The sequence below is a fragment of the Streptomyces sp. iso_384 genome (assembly GCF_056172905.1).
This window is the reverse complement of sequence record NZ_JBWBTT010000001.1, coordinates 6,280,169-6,297,039: the sequence shown is the minus strand read 5'-3', so window position 1 is coordinate 6,297,039 and position 16,871 is coordinate 6,280,169. Positions and strand designations below refer to the sequence as shown.

The 16,871-nt window shown below is 68.5% G+C and carries 20 protein-coding genes; 10 read left to right on the top strand and 10 right to left on the bottom strand.

Annotation, left to right across the window (positions count from 1 at the left end):
- Positions 1 to 171: 171 nt before the first annotated feature.
- The 4 genes from AC0VY3_RS28115 to AC0VY3_RS28100 all read right to left on the bottom strand — a co-directional run bounded on the left by AC0VY3_RS28115 (position 172) and on the right by AC0VY3_RS28100 (position 2,752).
- Positions 172 to 981, bottom strand: coding sequence for an aminoglycoside phosphotransferase (locus AC0VY3_RS28115; protein WP_103511860.1), 810 nt, complete (start codon positions 979 to 981; stop codon positions 172 to 174).
- 77 nt (positions 982 to 1,058) lie between these two features.
- Positions 1,059 to 1,196 carry a hypothetical protein gene (locus tag AC0VY3_RS28110; protein ID WP_167398098.1) on the bottom strand — a complete coding sequence of 46 codons (138 nt, stop codon included), beginning with the start codon at positions 1,194 to 1,196 and terminating at the stop codon, positions 1,059 to 1,061.
- A 3-nt stretch (positions 1,197 to 1,199) separates the two neighbouring features.
- The gene (locus AC0VY3_RS28105; protein WP_103511861.1) at positions 1,200 to 2,312 is read right to left on the bottom strand and encodes a radical SAM protein; all 1,113 of its coding nucleotides are present in this window, start codon (positions 2,310 to 2,312) and stop codon (positions 1,200 to 1,202) included.
- Positions 2,300 to 2,752 (bottom strand): ATP-binding protein, encoded by a 453-nt coding sequence (locus tag AC0VY3_RS28100; protein WP_258047364.1) that lies wholly within the window; start codon positions 2,750 to 2,752, stop codon positions 2,300 to 2,302. The genes AC0VY3_RS28105 and AC0VY3_RS28100 overlap by 13 nt, the downstream gene beginning before the upstream one ends.
- Positions 2,753 to 2,901: 149 nt before the next feature.
- Here AC0VY3_RS28100 and AC0VY3_RS28095 point away from each other — a divergent pair, with 149 nt between their 5' ends.
- Complete coding sequence (locus AC0VY3_RS28095; RefSeq protein WP_181011063.1) at positions 2,902 to 4,212, top strand: NsdA family TPR-like regulatory protein; 1,311 nt, start codon at positions 2,902 to 2,904, stop codon at positions 4,210 to 4,212.
- A 4-nt stretch (positions 4,213 to 4,216) separates the two neighbouring features.
- Here AC0VY3_RS28095 and AC0VY3_RS28090 read toward each other — a convergent pair whose 3' ends face one another.
- A complete protein-coding gene (locus tag AC0VY3_RS28090; protein WP_103511863.1) occupies positions 4,217 to 4,756 on the bottom strand; it encodes an NUDIX hydrolase in 540 nt (179 codons plus the stop codon).
- A gap of 302 nt (positions 4,757 to 5,058) precedes the next feature.
- A complete protein-coding gene (sodN, locus tag AC0VY3_RS28085) occupies positions 5,059 to 5,454 on the bottom strand; it encodes a superoxide dismutase, Ni (protein WP_015611295.1) in 396 nt (131 codons plus the stop codon).
- 189 nt (positions 5,455 to 5,643) lie between these two features.
- Between sodN and sodX the strand changes: the two genes are divergently transcribed.
- Positions 5,644 to 6,072, top strand: a complete 429-nt coding sequence (gene sodX, locus AC0VY3_RS28080) for a nickel-type superoxide dismutase maturation protease (protein ID WP_242741818.1) — start codon at positions 5,644 to 5,646, stop codon at positions 6,070 to 6,072.
- Here the strand turns inward: sodX and AC0VY3_RS28075 are convergent.
- A complete protein-coding gene (locus AC0VY3_RS28075) occupies positions 5,985 to 6,605 on the bottom strand; it encodes a CGNR zinc finger domain-containing protein (RefSeq protein ID WP_103511865.1) in 621 nt (206 codons plus the stop codon). The two genes, sodX and AC0VY3_RS28075, sit on opposite strands and share 88 nt — an antisense overlap.
- A gap of 88 nt (positions 6,606 to 6,693) precedes the next feature.
- On the opposite strand from AC0VY3_RS28075, the gene AC0VY3_RS28070 reads away from it, so the two are divergent.
- Together AC0VY3_RS28070 and AC0VY3_RS28065 are read left to right on the top strand one after the other, a co-directional pair.
- Positions 6,694 to 7,455, top strand: coding sequence for a class I SAM-dependent methyltransferase (locus AC0VY3_RS28070; protein ID WP_103511866.1), 762 nt, complete (start codon positions 6,694 to 6,696; stop codon positions 7,453 to 7,455).
- Positions 7,456 to 7,727: 272 nt separating this feature from the next.
- The gene (locus AC0VY3_RS28065) at positions 7,728 to 8,120 is read left to right on the top strand and encodes a hypothetical protein (RefSeq protein ID WP_146065948.1); all 393 of its coding nucleotides are present in this window, start codon (positions 7,728 to 7,730) and stop codon (positions 8,118 to 8,120) included.
- A 46-nt stretch (positions 8,121 to 8,166) separates the two neighbouring features.
- Here the strand turns inward: AC0VY3_RS28065 and AC0VY3_RS28060 are convergent, their stop codons facing one another.
- From AC0VY3_RS28060 to AC0VY3_RS28050, 3 genes are read right to left on the bottom strand one after another with little or no spacing between them, the layout of a single operon-like run.
- Positions 8,167 to 8,934, bottom strand: coding sequence for an amino acid ABC transporter ATP-binding protein (locus AC0VY3_RS28060; RefSeq protein ID WP_103511867.1), 768 nt, complete (start codon positions 8,932 to 8,934; stop codon positions 8,167 to 8,169).
- Positions 8,931 to 9,872, bottom strand: coding sequence for an amino acid ABC transporter permease (locus AC0VY3_RS28055; RefSeq protein WP_103511868.1), 942 nt, complete (start codon positions 9,870 to 9,872; stop codon positions 8,931 to 8,933). The genes AC0VY3_RS28060 and AC0VY3_RS28055 overlap by 4 nt, the downstream gene beginning before the upstream one ends.
- A gap of 29 nt (positions 9,873 to 9,901) precedes the next feature.
- On the bottom strand, positions 9,902 to 10,861 hold the full coding sequence (locus AC0VY3_RS28050) for an ABC transporter substrate-binding protein (protein ID WP_103511869.1): 960 nt from the start codon (positions 10,859 to 10,861) through the stop codon (positions 9,902 to 9,904).
- A gap of 529 nt (positions 10,862 to 11,390) precedes the next feature.
- Between AC0VY3_RS28050 and AC0VY3_RS28045 the strand changes: the two genes are divergently transcribed.
- The 6 genes from AC0VY3_RS28045 to AC0VY3_RS28020 all read left to right on the top strand — a co-directional run bounded on the left by AC0VY3_RS28045 (position 11,391) and on the right by AC0VY3_RS28020 (position 16,852).
- On the top strand, positions 11,391 to 12,632 hold the full coding sequence (locus AC0VY3_RS28045) for an NAD(P)-dependent malic enzyme (protein ID WP_098025096.1): 1,242 nt from the start codon (positions 11,391 to 11,393) through the stop codon (positions 12,630 to 12,632).
- A 223-nt stretch (positions 12,633 to 12,855) separates the two neighbouring features.
- On the top strand, positions 12,856 to 13,824 hold the full coding sequence (locus AC0VY3_RS28040; RefSeq protein WP_103511870.1) for a zinc-binding dehydrogenase: 969 nt from the start codon (positions 12,856 to 12,858) through the stop codon (positions 13,822 to 13,824).
- Between the two features lie 249 nt (positions 13,825 to 14,073).
- A complete protein-coding gene (locus AC0VY3_RS28035; protein WP_475550885.1) occupies positions 14,074 to 15,495 on the top strand; it encodes a cellulase family glycosylhydrolase in 1,422 nt (473 codons plus the stop codon).
- Positions 15,473 to 16,012 carry a GNAT family N-acetyltransferase gene (locus AC0VY3_RS28030; protein WP_475550884.1) on the top strand — a complete coding sequence of 180 codons (540 nt, stop codon included), beginning with the start codon at positions 15,473 to 15,475 and terminating at the stop codon, positions 16,010 to 16,012. The genes AC0VY3_RS28035 and AC0VY3_RS28030 overlap by 23 nt, the downstream gene beginning before the upstream one ends.
- A 31-nt stretch (positions 16,013 to 16,043) precedes the next feature.
- Positions 16,044 to 16,253 (top strand): sigma factor-like helix-turn-helix DNA-binding protein, encoded by a 210-nt coding sequence (locus AC0VY3_RS28025; RefSeq protein ID WP_450228866.1) that lies wholly within the window; start codon positions 16,044 to 16,046, stop codon positions 16,251 to 16,253.
- The gene (locus AC0VY3_RS28020) at positions 16,253 to 16,852 is read left to right on the top strand and encodes a Clp protease N-terminal domain-containing protein (RefSeq protein WP_475550883.1); all 600 of its coding nucleotides are present in this window, start codon (positions 16,253 to 16,255) and stop codon (positions 16,850 to 16,852) included. The genes AC0VY3_RS28025 and AC0VY3_RS28020 overlap by 1 nt, the downstream gene beginning before the upstream one ends.
- The last annotated feature ends 19 nt before the right edge of the window (positions 16,853 to 16,871 follow it).

The following is a 16,871-nucleotide window of genomic DNA, read 5'->3' as shown; positions in this document are numbered from 1 at the left end:
GGGTCCCTTCATAAATAGGACTGATTGTCGAGCGAGGGCTCCGAGGGGCCGCCGTAGCACTTCCGCAGAAGAGATCAGTTCGGAAGGTTCGCCGACCTGTCTGTGCTCAGGAGCACGAGATCAACGTGCGGGAGGCTGCGCCACGGTTGATCCATCCGCAGGCTGCGTCCGTCAGGAGCGATTGCTTCGATGCTGTTGCCAGAGCCGTGCGGCGTTGAGCAAGTTCATTGTCCAGTCGTCTGGAGCGGAGCCCGCGATCTCCTCCCAGAGGTTCGCGCTGGCGTCAGCGAAGGCGTCCACTGCTCGGGATGGTGCCAATGCCCAGGAGGGAAGAAACGCGACCGTCTCCTCTGCGGCAGAAGGCGTGTGGCCAGCCGCGATGAGCCAGATGACCCAGTGGGCGGGATCCAACCAGGCGGCTCCGCGGGTGGCCCAGCCCCAGTCGACGAGGTGGGCGCGGTCGTGGGTGATGAGAACGTTGTGGTTGTTCCAGTCAGTGTGAAGCAACGCGTTTCCTGCGAAAGCTTTCGCGTCGGCGGGATCGGCGACGTAGCCAGCCAGGCGTTGTTCGGCGCGCCGGAGTTCGATGTCAGGGCAAGGGAGAGAGGAGAGCTCTCTGAGAGCCCCGGTCACTTTGGGCAAGTCGGGGGAGCCTGGGGAGTAGTCGGCATGGTGGCCGTCGATGGCCTCAAAGCCGAGGAGATCCCAGCCGCCGGCGATGACGTGGAAGAGCAGGCGCGGGGCGAGCGGGGTCACGTACGGGTTGATGTCTGCCTCGCGTTGCTGCGTCCAGACCCAGCGGTGGTCGGCGCGCAGGCCCTTGAGGAAGACGGCTCCGTCGGCGGTGTGTGCGAGCGCGGAGAGGGAGCTGTTGAGACCGGTGCTGACGTCTTCGACCCTGAGAATCGAGCCAATCTCGGCTTCGATGGCGGTACGAGCGCCAGAGGGGAGACCGGCGAAGGTGATGGAGGGTGCGGGCATGGCCGTCAGGTTCCCAGATCTACGCGCCAACAGGGGCCTCCGGCGCGAGGTGCCGCCGAAAGCCCCTGAAGGGATGGTCAGTTGTACGGGTTGTCGTCCCCGCAGCCGGGCGTGGTGGCCGCAGCGAAGGCGTCCACGTCGTCGATGAGGACGATCTCCGCATCAGGCTCGGACGGCGGGCGGATGGGGGCGATCTCGACTGCTACGGCGGTCATGGTTCAGCTCCTTGTAGTCGCGTGTTGGCAGTACCTGTCCAGTGGTGCCTTCGCCTCCTGGTAGACCTTGGCCAGCGGCCGGCAGACCCGGCAGGTGCCGGAGAGCTGGCAGCCGGTGCAGCCACCGGTGCGAAGCATCAGGGAGTCGGCGATGCCGCCGAGGCGGCTCAGGCCCTCGACTCCCGTGGTCATGAGGGGGATCGCCTCGTCACGGCCGACCTTGCAGATGGTCGCCATGCCGTGCGGGTCGACGTGGAAGAAGGTGTGGCCGGCGTTGCAGCCGTTGAAGGGTTCGCGATCTGCGAGGTGGTCCGGGGCCTGGGTGGCGAGGGTTTCCGCGCCGCCGTAGATGGTCGGCGACATGTGGGTGTATTCGCGGTACGGCAGGTCGTAGCGGCCGGCGAAGGCGCGCATCTGGTCGGCCTCGTGGGCGTTGTGCCGCGTGATGATCAAGGCCAGATCGAGGGGTAGCCCAGCTTCGTGGGCTGCATCCAGTCCTTTGACGAACATGCGGTACGCGCCCCGGCGCCGGGTCAGCCCGTCGTAGGACTCTGCGGTGGCCCCGTACAGGCTGAGTGTGATCCGGTTCGGCCTCAAGCGAGTCAGCAGGGCGAGGTTCTTCGGTGCGGCGAGACGCGAGCCATTGGTGAGGATCTCGACCATCATGCCCAGCTCGTACGCCAGCCGGTACGTCTCGGGGAACAGCTTGTCGATCATCGGCTCACCGCCTGTGAGCTGGAGCCAAAGCACCCCCGAGTCCCTGATGGCGTGCAGCAGGCGCTCACGCTCAGGCCACTCCAGGCCGGCGAATTGCTTCAGGCCGAGGTAGCAGTGTTCGCAGTCGTAGTTGCAGCCGAGGTTCAGCTCGTACGAGGCGCGCCCGTATGCATATGGAGAGCGGGAACGAACCAGCACAGTTTCATCGAGGCGTCGGTCGCTGAGATCGATCTTCCAAGCCTGACGGGCCACGTCGGCCAGCCACGCGGGCACTGCTGAGGTACCCGATGCGGAGTGCAGTTCGTCGTACCGGGAGGCGGGAACGCGTGCTGCCTTCGGGTTGCCCGGCCGTACGAGGAGGTGGTGGTCGAGGTACGGGGCAGCGATCAGCTCGTGCATGCGGACTCCTCGCTCGGGCTGCTGAGGACCAGGCGGGCCCAGACGGTCTTGCCGATCGGGTGGCGGTCGTGGTGGCCGGTTTCTTCAGAGAGCGCTGCGACGAGAAGCAGGCCCCGGCCGCCTTCGTCGTCCTCCCCGGCCTGGATGGGGCGGGGAGGGGTGCGGCCGGCATCGGAGACTTCGACCAGGCAGCGTGGGCCGTCAACCGTCAGTCGAACTTCGAAGAGGTGTCCTCGTCTGCCGCCGTGTTCGACGGCATTGGCAGAGAGCTCTCCGCAGACGAGGACCACCCGGTCAATGCACTCCTGGCCGTATCCCCAGCTGGCGAGCGTCTTGGAGACGAGGGCGCGGGCCAGAGGCACGCACTTGCGTACCGGGCTGAACTGCATCTGCCACCGCAACGGGGTGGTCTGTCGGTCGTACGTCGTCATCGCGTGCATCGCGTCCCCTCGTCGCGGGCGGGTTGTGGGACACAAGTTCACTGCTGCGGCGATCACAGAATCAGGTCACAGTGATTACCCAACGTGGGTAATCTCATCAGCAGTCGGTCCCATGTCAGTCCGTCCGAACGGGCGAGTGAGGGGGATGAGTGGCACGCTCTCAGGCCCACCGGGCCCTGGCGGCCGACCTGCTGGCCAGCGCGGCATGGCAGGAAGCCTGTCGTGCTCGGGACTTCGCCCGCATCTTTCGGCTGGTCAAAGTCAAGGCCGGGATCTACCCGTCGCGGATCGCCGCGCTGTGCGGCATGACGCCGAGCAGAGTCGGCGAGATCATGGCGGGGCGGCGCGGCTTGGCGCACATCGATGTGATCGAGCGCGTCGCCGACGGCCTGCGCATCCCCGGTGCGATGCTCGGCCTGGCCCACCGACCTTGGGAGATCCCTGCCCCAGCTCGCACCGAGGAGAGGCCGCCCGAGCCCTCTTCTGCTGTACCGGGCGAACCTCAGCACACCGAACCGGCAGAGGAATTGGACGACCTTCTCGCTCTGGTCGACGGCCGTGCCACCCGCTCCACCCTCACAGCCCTGCGCTCCTCGGTCCAGGACTACTGGCGGCGAGACAACGCACACGGCGGTGCGACCCTGCGGCCGGCCGTCGTGGGGCACCTGCGCTATGTCGGCCGCCTCCTCGACTCTGCCGAGGGTGGCTTACGGCATGACCTCCAAGGGGTTGCGGCCGAGCTGGCACGGCTTTCCGGCTGGGCCTACTTCGACGCCCGTCAGTACAGCACCGCTCGCACCTACTTCACCCAGGCGCTCAAGCTCTCCCACACGCAAGGCGACAGCCTCTTCATGGCCAATGTGCTGTCCTGCATGAGCCTTCTGGCCACCTACGACGGCAACCCGAACGATGCCGTGGCCCTTGCATGCCGTGCCCAGGATGCGGCCCGCGCCGTTGGCGAACAGCCGCTCGTCATGTCGATGTTGCACTTGCGTGAAGCGTTCGCCCATGCCGCCCTTCGAGACGCCCAGGCTTGCCACCAGGCCGTGGATCGCTCCCGTGACCAGTACGAACGCTCACGCGGACACGAAGTCGAGGCGCCTGACTGGGTCCAGTACTTCGACGAGACGAAACTCCTCGTCGACACCGGCATCGCCTACGCGCGCCTCGGCGAACCAGCCCGCGCCGAACCCCTCATCACTGAGGGCTTGCGTCGAGAAAATGCCGACCAACAGCGAGGCCGGGCCTTCCACGCTTACTGGCTGGCCAGCGCCCAGCTCCAGCTGGGCAAACTCGACGAGGCATGCACCAGCGCCAGCCTCGCCCTCGACCTCGCCGCAGCCATTGACTCGCCACGAGTGAGCAGCCACGTCCAGGAACTTCACCGCCGAATGCTGCCCTACGCACGCGAAGCCCCCGTCCTCGCCTTCGAGCAACGCATGCGGGAGGCCCTGCTCTGACCCCTTACGAGCTGCCGGTCACCTCGTCCAGCAGCAGGTACAGCAGCCCGACCAGGCTGCCACTGCTGACGACTTCGCGGCGGTCGATCATGCCTCGGATCTCTGAGATCGGAACCCACTCGATTCGGTCGGACTCGTTCAACTCGGTCGGTGGGCCCGCGTACGAGGCGGTCTCGGCACGAAAGACGAAGTGCTCGGAATCCGTGATGCCGTTCGCCGGTTGCGCGTACACGAGCGGCTTGACGCCCTTCACCCGCCAGCCGGTCTCCTCCTCGACCTCGCGGGCAGCCGCCTGTTCCGGGGTCTCGTCGGCCTCAATGAGGCCCATCGGAAGCTCCCAGCCCCAGGTATCGGTGATGAACCGGTGCCGCCACATCATCAGCACGCGCTTCTGGTCGTCGACCACGGCCGCTACGGCCAGGTGCCGCATCCGGACCACGTGGTGTTCCCACCGCCGGCCGTCAGGCTGCTGGACGTCCACGAGCCAGAGATTCACCCATGGGTTGTTGTAGATCTGCCGCTCACCATGGACGGTCCACTGCATGAGTTCAGCTCCCTCGCTTCAGTGAAGTTTCCATCATGTCACTTTGACGAGAATTCGTCCGCCGAGTTGGGGCATCATCGCTGACTCCGGCGAGCGATGAACCTCTGTGTTCAGCAAGGAGCTGGCACAGTTGACCCTCGGCCACGTGACTGCCTTGATCACACTGCGGACGCGGGCGCTCCCGTCGGAAAACACCGCACCCGGCCCGCCGAGCCACCGAAGTCGGCGACCGGCGGACCGGGTGCGGTCCGATGGGCGGCTTCACCGGCCACTGAGGGCCGGGCCGGCCGGTTCCACCAGGATCAGGCCTTCTTGGTCTCCCAGAAGATCCGGTCGACCTCGGCGATGAGGTCCAGGGCCTTCTGGCCCGTCTTCGGGTCGTTCGAGCCCTTGGCCGCGGAGAGCGCCTTCAGGGTGTCGTTGATCAGCTGGTGCAGCTCCGGGTACTTCTCGAAGTGCGGGGGCTTGAAGTAGTCGCTCCAGAGCACCGACACGTGGTGCTTCGCGAGCTCGGCGCGCTGCTCCTTGATCAGGATGGCGCGGGTGCGGAAGTCCGCGTCCTCGTTGGCCTGGTACTTCTCCTGGACGGCCTTGACCGACTCGGCCTCGATGCGGGCCTGGGCCGGGTCGTACACGCCGCAGGGCAGGTCGCAGTGGGCGCTGACCTTCACCTTGGGGGCAAACAGGCGGGAAAGCATGGAGCTGTCCTCCTCGTGATCGTCTTCTCAGGTGGGACATTACTCCGTGGAGTGCCGCTTTCCGTGGCTGCCCCAGGGGCTTAGGTCAAAAGTCCGGGGTGGGAATCGGGCCGTCGGCCGAATGTACGGAGCCGTACCCGGGGCGATGTACTGACGATGTGGTGGAGGAGGAAGCGGGAGGTGTCGGAGATGCCGGAGCGGCGACAGGTGTCCGGAGGCAGGCGGGTGACGCGGCGTCCGTTGCAGGTCGTGGAGGTGACGGGCCCCTCGATGGTGCCCACGCTCTACCACGGCGACCTGCTGCTCGTGCAGTACGGAGCGCCCGTGCGCCCCGGTGACGTGGTGATCCTGCGTCACCCCTTCCAACAGGACCTGCTGGTGGTGAAGCGGGCCACCGAGCGGCGGCCCGGCGGCTGGTGGGTGCGGGGCGACAACACCTTCGCGGGCGGGGACAGCACGGATTACGGGGCCGTGCCGGAGGAGTTGGTGCTGGCCCGGGTGCGGGCCCGCTACCGGCCCCTGGCGAAGGGTCAGCGGTCGGTGACGGCGGTGCTGGGCTGGGCGGTCTCCGCGCTGCGGCCGGTGCGGTCGGCCTCCTCGCGCTTGCGGGCCCGGTAGGCGGCCACGTTCGCCCGGGTCGCACAGCGGTCCGAGCAGTAGCGCCTGGAGCGGTTGGTGGACGTGTCCAGGTAGGCGTTGCGGCAGGGGGCCGCCTCGCAGAGGCCGAGCCGGTCCACGCCGTGCCCGGTGAGGTGGAATGCCAGGCCCATCGCCGCGATGGCCGCGTAACCGGCGGTCGCGTTCGACGGATGGTCCGCCAGGTGCATGTGCCAGTCCGGCCGGCCGTCCTCGTCCCGCACCTCGTGCCCCGAGATCTGCGGGCTCACCGGGAACTCCAGCAGCAGCGAGTTCAGCAGGTCGACCGCGAGCGTCTCCTCGCCGTCGTCGGCCGCCTCGAAGACCGCGCGCAGCCGCGCCCGTACGGAACGGAACCGGGTCACGTCCGCGTCCGTCGTCCGCCGTGCCGCCTGCTGATTGGCGCCGAACAGCTCCCGGACCGCCTCGACCGAGGTGAGGGCGTCCTTGTTGCGGGCCGGCTCCTCGGTGTTGACCAGGCGCACGGCGTAGTCCGAGTAATAGGCCAGTTCCACTTGTAGTCCTTACGGTGTCGGTCTAGAGTCGGGGCATCAGCCAGTGTAATGGTTGGTATTCGGGTATGGGTATTACGTGGAGGTTGGCGTGACGGAGACGGCTACAGGCACCGACTGGCAGTCCTGGCAGGAGAGCTGGGACCGGCAGCAGGAGTGGTACATGCCCGACCGCGAGGAGCGGTTCCGGGTGATGCTGGACATGGTCGAGGCGGTCGTCGGACCGGAACCGCGGGTGCTGGACCTCGCGTGCGGTACGGGAAGTATTACGGACCGGCTCCTCAAGCGGTTCCCGAACGCCACGAGCACCGGCGTCGACCTCGACCCCGCGCTGCTGGCCATCGCCCGCGGCACCTTCGACGGCGACGACCGGGTCTCCTTCGTCACCGCCGACCTCAAGGACCCGCACTGGACCGAGCGGCTGCCCCACACCTCGTACGACGCCGTCCTCACCGCCACCGCCCTGCACTGGTTGCACAGCGAGCCGCTGGCGGTCCTCTACGGGCAGATCGGCGGGCTCGTCCGGGACGGCGGGGTGTTCATGAACGCCGACCGCATGATCGATTCCGGCACGCCGCGGATCAACGCCGCCGAGCGCGCCCACCGGCACGCCGCGATGGAGCGGGCCAAGGCCGCCGGGGCGCTGGACTGGGCCGCCTGGTGGGCCGTCGCCGCGAAGGACCCGGTCCTCGCCGCGCCCACCGCCGAGCGGTTCGCGATCTACGGCGAGCACGCGGACGGCGACATGCCCTCCGCCGACTGGCACGCCCGCACGCTCATCGCCTCCGGCTTCGGTGAGGCCCGTGCGGTGTGGGCCTCGCCTTCGGACACGATGGTGCTCGCCGTGAAGTAGACGGACGCGACATGACGGCGCGGAATCGCCCGCGCCGTCAATCTTTATTGGCCCGTTGTGTGACCTTCAGGGAATTTCAATATTCCGGGACGGTTCCTCCCGGTATTTTCCTGCCGCTGGGAACATATAGGGGTGGATCAATGGCGCATGATGTGGCAACGTGACGCACCGCACCCCGCTTCGCGTGATACGCGTGAAGGGTGCCGCAGTGGTGGATGCCCTATCTCCGCGCACGGTGCGGCACACTCGATGAACCCAATTTCTGGAGATTTATGTCGATGCGTAAAGCGGTTACTGCTTCGATGACGGCGGCTGCTTCGGTAGCCGCGGTCCTCGCTGCCGGTACGCCGTCCCATGCTGCGACGACCAAGTTCTGTGGGCCTCCCTACGCCGTCGCACTGGGGTGTTTCTATTCGACAGGCGACGACTTCACGGTTCAGGACATGCGCGTGGATGGTAAGCGCGCCGTACTGAAGTGGACCACAGACTATGGGCGCTCGGGCGAATGCCATGATGCGAATGGCGCCAATAACCCGCCCACCAAGTGCGACTACAACCTCGCCGAAGGGCGCACTCTCCTCTTCTGGACGGTCATCCGCGACGGGGCCAATGGGGCGGACGAAGGCACATCCGATCCGATGACTGCTTGGACTTCCGGCCGGTAAGCAGAAATGCGCCCCGAGCCAGCCGGCTCGGGGCGCATCGGGCGCCCTACAGAACCTTGGACAGGAACGACTTGGTGCGGTCGTGCTGCGGGTTGGTCAGGACGTCGCGCGGGTGGCCGGACTCGACCACCACACCGTCGTCCATGAAGACCAGCGCGTCGCCCACCTCGCGGGCGAAGCCCATCTCGTGGGTGACGACGATCATCGTCATGCCGTCCTCGGCCAGTCCGCGCATGACGTCCAGGACGTCGCCGACCAGCTCCGGGTCGAGGGCCGAGGTCGGCTCGTCGAAGAGCATCAGCTTCGGCTCCATGGCCAGCGCGCGGGCGATGGCCACGCGCTGCTGCTGGCCGCCGGAGAGCTGGGAGGGATAGTTCTTCGCCTTGTCGCCGAGGCCGACCCGGTCCAGCAGCGTCTCGGCACGGGCCCGTGCCACCGCCTTGGACTCGCCCTTGACCTGGACCGGCGCCTCCATGACGTTCTCAAGCGCCGTCATGTGCGGGAAGAGGTTGAAGCGCTGGAAGACCATGCCGATCTCGCGGCGCTGGAGGGCGACCTCGCTGTCCTTCAGCTCGTAGAGCTTGTCGCCCTTCTGCCGGTAGCCGACCAGCTCGCCGTCGACCGAGAGCCGGCCGGCGTTGATCTGCTCCAGGTGGTTGATGCACCGAAGGAAGGTGGACTTGCCGGAGCCGGACGGGCCGATCAGGCAGAACACCTCACGCGGGGCCACCTCCAGGTCGATGCCCTTGAGGATGTGAGCGGCGCCGAAGGACTTGTGGACGCCCTCGGCCTTCACCATGGGGGTCGTCGTCATGCCATGCCTCCCTTGGGGCGGCCCAGGGACAGCATGTTGGCCCTGATCTTCTGGATCGGTGTCTGCGGCAGGCTCCGGCTGGAACCGCGGGCGTAGTGGCGCTCGAGGTAGTACTGGCCCACACTCAGCACCGAGGTCATGATCAGGTACCAGGCCGCGGCGAGGAAGTACATCTCCACGGGGGCGCCCGAGTTCTGGCCGATGTCCTGGGCATACCGGAACAGCTCGGTGAACTGCACGGCGGCCACCAGCGAGGTCGTCTTGAGCATGTTGATGACCTCATTGCCCGTCGGCGGCACGATCACCCGCATCGCCTGCGGGATGACCACCCGGCGCAGCGTCTTGCTGTGGCTCATGCCCAGCGCGTGTGACGCCTCGGTCTGGCCCTCGTCGACCGAGAGCAGGCCGGCGCGGCAGATCTCCGCCATGTACGCGGCCTCGTTGAGGCCGAGTCCCAGCAGAGCGGTCAGCAGCGGCGTCATGAAGGACGACCACTCGTCCTTGTAGACCGGCCCGAGGTTGATGTACTCGAAGACCAGGCCCAGGTTGAACCAGACGAAGAGCTGGACCAGGACCGGCGTGCCCCGGAAGAACCAGATGTACGACCATGCGATCGACGAGGTCACCGGGTTCTTCGACAGGCGCATCACCGCGAGCAGGACGCCGCCGATGATGCCGATGGCCATCGAGAGGACGGTCAGCAGCAGGGTCTGGCCCACGCCCCGGATGATCCGGTCGTCGAAGAAGTAGTCCGGTACGGCACCCCAGTTGATCTGGCCCTGGGAGAAGGCGTAAACGATGGATGCCAGCAGGCCGATGGCGATGACCGCCGACACGTAGCGCCCGTAGTGGCGGACCGGGATGGCCGTGATCGCCTCGGGTCCGGCCGCCGGGGTAGGTGGCGTGTCGGTGGGACCCGTCTTCTTGATGTCAGTCACAGGTGTTGCCTCTCACCGCCGAAATCCGGTCACGATCCGCCGTTGATCTTGGCTTCGGTGACCGCGCCGGCCTCGACGCCCCACTTGGCGATGATCTTGTCGTACTCGCCGTTCTTGATGATCGCGTCGAGCGCCGCCTTCACCGCGTCCCGGAGCTCGGGGTTGCCCTTGGCGACGGCGATGCCGTACGGGGCCGCCTCGACCTGCTCACCCACGATCTGGAAGTCCTTGCCGCCGCCCGAGGTCTTCACCGCGTACGCGGCTACCGGGAAGTCGGACGAACCGGCGTCCGCGCCTCCGGCGCGGAGCCGGGTCTGAGCCTCCAGGTCGTTGTCGAACTGCTCAATGGTGATCTTGCCCTTGCTTCCGCACTTCGTGCTCTCGGCCTTGGCGAGGTCGTGGGAGACGGTGCCACGCTGGACGGCGATCTTCTTGCCGCAGAGGTCGGACCAGGCCTTGATGCCCTGGTCGTCGCCCTTCTTGGTGTAGATCGAGACGCCGGCGGTGAAGTAGTCGATGAAGTCGACGCCCTCGCCGACCTTCTTCTTCGTCTCGGAGTCGATGCCTTCCTGGCGGTCCTTGGTGTCGGTCATCGCTGACATCGCCAGGTCGTAGCGCTTCGAGCGGAGCCCCGTGATGAGGGTGTCGAACGTTCCGTTCTGGAACTCGAAGGTGACGCCGAGCTGCTTGCCGAGTGCGGCGCCGAGGTCGGGGTCGATACCTATGATTTTGCCGGACTCGTCCTTGAACTCCACCGGCGGGTACGCGATGTCGGAACCGACCTTGATGACGCCCTTGTCCTTGATGGCCTGCGGCAGCAGGTCGGCGAGCGGCGCGCTGTCCGACGCCTTCGGGGAGCCGGACTCCTTCGAGCCCTTGTCGGTCTGGTCGCCACAGGCGGTGAGGAGCAGCGTGCCGGCGACCGCGATGGCGCCGACCGCCGCGATCCGGGCCCTGGCGGTCGTACGACGCGTGGTGCTTGCGGTCATGTCGGGATCCTCCGGCAGGTGAGGGTGAGGGTGAGGTGCTGGTGGGGCGGCTTGGCGCGCACCTTCGAGTGTCGCCACCTCGTGTGAACGGCATCCTGCCATTCGGACTGGCCCATTCAGGGGTCCCGCCATGTCAAAATCGGATAACGGGCGACCCCCGAACATCAACGGCCGGTACGCCAGGACCGGACCTTCTCTGGGGATTCATTCCCCTCGCCGGAGAATCTTCGGCGCGTCTCGACCAGTGGGCGGCATTTATACCGGTTTGCCGACTTGTCCAGATATTCGACTATGAGTCACGTCACCGCGTCGATATGGACTCGTCCGTAACACCGTTCGTCCGGTAAGAAAGACGTTTACACCCCTCATCCGGGGCTCAGGGCGCGTGTGCGGCGCGCCCGCGCGTATGTACCTCTCCCTGCCAGGGCGGGCCAACCGCTCGGTGCGGGGCACGTACGCGGTGCCCGCCCACCCCTCCTCAACCAGGAGTGGCCACCCTCAAACGATGAAGACTTAAGGGGTCAACACCATGGCAGCGGAGATCGTCAATCCTCGCAGCGACAGCACCACCGACAGCGGCATCCAGCGCACGAGCGCAGCGGACACCGGGGCCGACGAGCCCTTCGATCCGGCCTTCGCCCTCCACCGGGGCGGGAAGATGGCCGTGCAGGCCACCGTCCCGATCCGGGACAAGGACGACCTTTCCCTGGCGTACACGCCCGGTGTGGCGAAAGTGTGCAGCGCCATCGCCGACAACCCCGAGCTCGTCCACGACTACACCTGGAAGTCCCAGGTCGTGGCCGTCGTGACGGACGGCACCGCCGTGCTCGGCCTCGGCGACATCGGGCCCGAGGCGTCCCTCCCCGTCATGGAGGGCAAGGCCATCCTCTTCAAGCAGTTCGGCGGCGTCGACGCGGTGCCGATCGCGCTCGCGACCACTGACGCCGACGAGATCGTCGACACCGTCGTCCGGCTCGCCCCGTCCTTCGGCGGCGTGAACCTGGAGGACATCTCGGCGCCCCGCTGCTTCGAGATCGAGCGCAAGCTCCAGGAGCGGCTGGACATCCCGGTCTTCCACGACGACCAGCACGGCACCGCCGTCGTCACCCTCGCCGCCCTGCGCAACGCCGCGAAGCTCTCCGGGCGGACGCTCGGTGATCTGCGAGGCGTGATCTCCGGTGCGGGCGCGGCGGGCGTGGCCATCGCCAAGTTCCTGCTGGAGGCGGGGATCGGCGACATCGCGGTGGCCGACCGCAAGGGCATCGTCAGCCGCGACCGCGACGACCTCACCGAGGTCAAGCGCGAGCTGGCCGAACTCACCAACCGGGCCGGGCTCTCCGGTTCGCTGGAGCAGGCGCTCGCCGGTGCGGACGTCTTCATCGGCGTCTCCGGCGGTACGGTCCCGGAGGCGGCGGTGGCCTCGATGGCACCCGGCGCGTACGTCTTCGCGATGGCCAACCCGAACCCGGAGGTCCACCCGGAGGTCGCGCACAAGTACGCGGCCGTCGTGGCGACCGGGCGGTCGGACTTCCCGAACCAGATCAACAACGTGCTGGCCTTCCCGGGCATCTTCGCGGGTGCGCTTCAGGTCCGGGCCTCCCGGATCACGGAGGGCATGAAGATCGCGGCGGCGAACGCGCTGGCCGACGTGGTCGGCGACGAGCTGGCGGCGGACTACGTGATCCCGTCGCCGTTCGACGAGCGGGTCGCTCCGGCGGTCACGGCGGCGGTTGCCGCTGCGGCTCGGGCGGAGGGCGTGGCTCGGCGCTGAGGCTGTTGCCGAGCGGTGCGTGAATGGGCGGGGCCTGTACTGGTACGGGCCCCGCCCGTGCGTTTCAGCCCCTCCGGCGATTGATGAGCGGGGGGGCTGGGGGCAGAGCCCCGGGGCGCTGCCCCGGACCCCGCTCCTCAACCGCCGCAGGGGCTTGATTTGTTGGCGTGCGTCACACGCGTAGGCGGTTACGTGGTCGGCTCGCCCCGCCTATCGTCGAGCCATGTTCGCCGCCTACGCAGCCCGCATCGACCCCGACCAGCCGCTCGACGGGCTGGAGCTGGGCGACCGTCCCGCCCCCGAGGCGCGTCCCGGGTGGTCCACCGTCACCGTTCGGGCCGCCTCCCTCAACCACCACGACCTCTGGTCCCTGCGCGGTGTCGGCCTGTCGCCGGACCGGCTGCCGATGATCCTCGGCTGCGACGCGGCCGGCGTCGACCAGGACGGCAACGAGGTCGTCCTGCACTCCGTCATCGGGCAGTCCGGGCACGGTGTCGGGCCCGAGGAGCCGCGCTCCATCCTCACCGAGCGCTACCAGGGCACCTTCGCCGAGCAGGTCACCGTCCCCACCTGGAACGTGCTGCCCAAGCCGAAGGAGCTCAGCTTCGAGGAGGCCGCCTGTCTGCCGACCGCCTGGCTCACCGCGTACCGGATGCTGTTCACCAACGCCGGCGTGCGGCCCGGCGATTCCGTGCTCGTCCAGGGCGCCGGCGGCGGGGTCGCCACCGCCGCGATCGTCCTCGGGAAGGCCGCCGGGCTGCGGGTCTTCGCCACCAGCCGGGACAAGGCCAAGCGCGAGCGGGCCGTCGAACTCGGCGCGCTGGAGGCGTACGAGCCCGGCGCCCGGCTGCCGCAGCGGGTGGACGCCGTCATCGAGACCGTCGGCGCCGCCACCTGGTCCCACTCCGTGAAGTCGCTGCGCCCCGGCGGCACCCTCGTCATCTCCGGGGCCACCAGCGGCGACCGGCCCACGCACGCCGAGCTGACCCGGATCTTCTTCCTGGAGCTGAAGGTCGTCGGGTCCACCATGGGGTCCAAGGACGAGCTGGAGGACCTGCTCGCGTTCTGCGCGACCACCGGGGTACGCCCGGTCATCGACGAGGTGCTGCCGCTGGACCGGGCCCGCGAGGGGTTCCAACGGCTGGAGTCGGGAGACCTCTTCGGGAAGATCGTGTTCACGCCGACCTCCTAGGGCCTTTCGTTTGGATCATGCCGGGCTCGCGGGGGCCGGTACGCACATCTGCGGCGTTGTCGTCAGTCGCCGATGCTCCGCAGTGACTCCCTCCTCCGCCTTGCAGCTGTACGCACCGGCCCCCGCTCCCTGATCCGGCCTGATCCAAACGAAAGGCCCTGGGTCCGCCGGAAACTCGTCGGTGACAGATACTTGAGGGATGCTCAGCTTTACTGATGTGCTCTGCCCATGCGAATGGGCAGAGCACTCATGGCAGTTGTCGTCGCGTCCGTGCTCGCGGCCGGGGTCCTCGCCCCCGCCGCATCGGCGCGCCCCGCACCCGGTTCCTCGTCCCCCTCCTCGTACGAACGCGTCATCCCGCCGCTCACCGACGACCGGGGCCGCACCCTGACCCTCCGCGGCTGGAACGTCGAGGACAAGGCCAACCGCGGCGAGGACGCCCTCACGGCCATCACCGAACGCCACTTCCGCGACCTGCGCGCCAACGGCTTCAACTTCGCCCGGCTGCTGGTCTTCTGGGACGATCTGGAGCCCCGGCGCGGTCAGTACAGCGAGCGCTACCTCCGGCGCGTCGAACGCATCCTGGACTGGGCCCGCAAGCACCGTGTCCATGTCCTCATCGACGCCCACCAGGACGTCTTCGGGCCCGCGTTCGGGCACCGGGGCATCCCGGAATGGGCCACCAGGACCGACGGGCTGCCGTTCACGCCGAACCCCGACGACTGGTTCTCCGAGTACTTCGAACCGGCCGTGCAGCGGGCCTTCACCCACCTCTACGAGGACCCCGACCTCCAGCGCGCTCAGGCCGCCATGTGGCAGGTCCTCGCGGCCCGCTTCCGCGACCACCCGGCCGTCATCGGCTACGACCTGATCAACGAGCCGATGGGGGAGCTGCGTGCGGGCGAGGACCTGCCCACCGCCGCGCGCCGGATCGAGGCCGAGCACCTCACGCCGATGTACAACCGGCTGGCCCGCGCCGTCCGGGCCAAGGACCGCGACACCTGGATCTTCGTCGAGCCCACCCCCATCGTCGGCGAGGGTGTGCCCACGGGCCTCGGGCGCATCCAGGACCGGCGGACCGTCTACGCCCCGCACTTCTACAACACCGCCATGGAGGCGGGAGCCGACTACGACCCGGACGCGGGCTGGATCGAGGCCTACGAGGACGCCGTCACCGCCTACCCGGCCCGGTACGGGATGCCCGTGGTCGTGGGGGAGTGGGGGCCGCTGAACAACGCCCTCCCCCACATGGGCCGCTTCTACCGTGAGGCCGTCGCCTCCCTGAACCGCTACAGCTCCGGCTGGGCGGGGTACGTCTGGTGCTACGGCGGCGGCTACTGCGCGGTCGACGAACGCGGCCGCTTCCGTACGAACAAGGAGCAGACGGCCACCCCGTACGCCCCGGCCGTCGCGGGAACCGTCCGTTCCCAGGTGTACGACCCCGGCGCCCGCACCTACCGCCTCGCCTACCGTGCGGCCGCCCGCCCCGGGGTGACGGAGCTGTCGCTGCCGCCCTCGTCCCAGGGGTGGCGGGTCACCCTCACGGGCCCGGCACACGTCCTTGGCGCTCCCTCGCGCGGTGGACGGCCGGTCGTCGTGGCGCGGCCCGGGGCGGAGGTGGTGGTGACCGTGCGGGAAGCTGGCCCGTATGGACGAACTGACCACCCCTGAAGGGTTTCTGCTGCGCCCCTGGCTGCCCGACGACGCCTCGGCGGTGCTCCGCGCCTTCGCCCCGGCGGAGATGGACCGCCAGACGGACCGGCCCGTGGACGACCGGTCCGGGGCGCTGGCCTGGATCGCGGAACGTACACGCGAACGGGGGGCGCGCACCGGCTACTCCTGGGCCGTCGTGGGGGAGGAGGACGAGGCGCTGGGCTGTGTGGCGCTCGATGTCGTCAACCGGACGCATGAAACCGGCTGGGTCTCCTACTGGACCACCGAGTCGGCGCGCGGCCGGGGCGTCGCCGTGGCCGGAGTGCGGGCGCTGGCGCGCTGGGCCTTCGACGAGCTCGGGCTGTACCGGCTGGAGCTGGGTCATCGCACCGACAACCCGGCCTCCTGTCGGGTCGCCCTCCGGTCCGGATTCGCACCCGAGGGCATCGACCGGGCCAAGCTGCGGTACGGCGATGTCCGCTACGACGTCGAGCGGCACGCACGCCTGGCCGACGATGATGTCAACTTTCGTTGACGAGAGGGTCATGTCAATGTAGGTTGACATCATGACCGAAGCAACGGATCTGGCCGCACGTGCCGGTGACCGCGACCCGCGCGTCGGACTGCGGGCGGTGGCCGCGCTGCGGCGGCTGCTGGAACAGCTCGAAGCCGTACAAGTCAGAAGTGCCCGCCTGCAGGGCTGGTCCTGGCAGGAGATCGCCGCCGAGCTGGGCGTCAGTCGGCAGGCCGTGCACAAGAAGTACGGGAGGCGTTGATGTTCGAGCGATTCACCCGAGGGGCCCGCGCGACCGTGAAGGGCGCCGTGGGCCAGGCCGAGCGCACCGGGGCCGACTCGGTCACCGAGGAACATCTGCTGCTCGCGCTGCTGGAACAGGAGGGCGGCCGGGCCGCGTTCGCCGTCACCGCCCTCGGCCTCCACGACCGCCGGGTCTCCCTGGAGGCCTCCTTCGCCGAGGCCCGCCGCCGTGGCGGGCTCACCATGGCCGACACCGACGCCCTCGCCGGCATCGGGATCGACGTCGGCGCGATCGTGTCCCAGGTCGAGGGAGTCCACGGCGAGGGGGCCCTGGACGCCGACCGCCGCAGCCGCCGGTGGTGGTCCGGGCACCGCGCGTTCACCCCGGGCGCGAAGACCGTGCTGGAGAACTCGCTACGGGTGGCCCTCGGCCGCGGCGACCGGTTCATCGGCGAGGAACACCTGCTCCTGGCCCTCACCGCGAAGCCCGGAGTCGTCGCCGACGTCCTCGCCGAGCACGGTGCGACCTACGCGGCCGTGCAGCGTGCGCTGTACGGCCCCGACGCGGACAGCGGTGACGGACGCGACGGGGGCCAGGGGCACGCCAAGGCCGGGTGAGGGGAGGGCGGGGTGGCGT

Excerpts from the sequence above, each read along its gene's own strand:
- AC0VY3_RS28115 (WP_103511860.1), bottom strand. The coding sequence starts at position 981 with ATGCCCGCACCCTCCATCACCTTCGCCGGTCTCCCCTCTGGCGCTCGT.
- AC0VY3_RS28110 (WP_167398098.1), bottom strand. The coding sequence starts at position 1,196 with ATGACCGCCGTAGCAGTCGAGATCGCCCCCATCCGCCCGCCGTCCGAG.
- AC0VY3_RS28105 (WP_103511861.1), bottom strand. The coding sequence starts at position 2,312 with ATGCACGAGCTGATCGCTGCCCCGTACCTCGACCACCACCTCCTCGTA.
- AC0VY3_RS28100 (WP_258047364.1), bottom strand. The coding sequence starts at position 2,752 with ATGCACGCGATGACGACGTACGACCGACAGACCACCCCGTTGCGGTGG.
- AC0VY3_RS28090 (WP_103511863.1), bottom strand. The coding sequence starts at position 4,756 with ATGCAGTGGACCGTCCATGGTGAGCGGCAGATCTACAACAACCCATGG.
- sodN (WP_015611295.1), bottom strand. The coding sequence starts at position 5,454 with ATGCTTTCCCGCCTGTTTGCCCCCAAGGTGAAGGTCAGCGCCCACTGC.
- sodX (WP_242741818.1), top strand. The coding sequence starts at position 5,644 with ATGCCGGAGCGGCGACAGGTGTCCGGAGGCAGGCGGGTGACGCGGCGT.
- AC0VY3_RS28065 (WP_146065948.1), top strand. The coding sequence starts at position 7,728 with ATGTCGATGCGTAAAGCGGTTACTGCTTCGATGACGGCGGCTGCTTCG.
- AC0VY3_RS28060 (WP_103511867.1), bottom strand. The coding sequence starts at position 8,934 with ATGACGACGACCCCCATGGTGAAGGCCGAGGGCGTCCACAAGTCCTTC.
- AC0VY3_RS28050 (WP_103511869.1), bottom strand. The coding sequence starts at position 10,861 with ATGACCGCAAGCACCACGCGTCGTACGACCGCCAGGGCCCGGATCGCG.
- AC0VY3_RS28045 (WP_098025096.1), top strand. The coding sequence starts at position 11,391 with ATGGCAGCGGAGATCGTCAATCCTCGCAGCGACAGCACCACCGACAGC.
- AC0VY3_RS28040 (WP_103511870.1), top strand. The coding sequence starts at position 12,856 with ATGTTCGCCGCCTACGCAGCCCGCATCGACCCCGACCAGCCGCTCGAC.
- AC0VY3_RS28035 (WP_475550885.1), top strand. The coding sequence starts at position 14,074 with ATGGCAGTTGTCGTCGCGTCCGTGCTCGCGGCCGGGGTCCTCGCCCCC.
- AC0VY3_RS28030 (WP_475550884.1), top strand. The coding sequence starts at position 15,473 with ATGGACGAACTGACCACCCCTGAAGGGTTTCTGCTGCGCCCCTGGCTG.
- AC0VY3_RS28025 (WP_450228866.1), top strand. The coding sequence starts at position 16,044 with ATGACCGAAGCAACGGATCTGGCCGCACGTGCCGGTGACCGCGACCCG.
- AC0VY3_RS28020 (WP_475550883.1), top strand. The coding sequence starts at position 16,253 with ATGTTCGAGCGATTCACCCGAGGGGCCCGCGCGACCGTGAAGGGCGCC.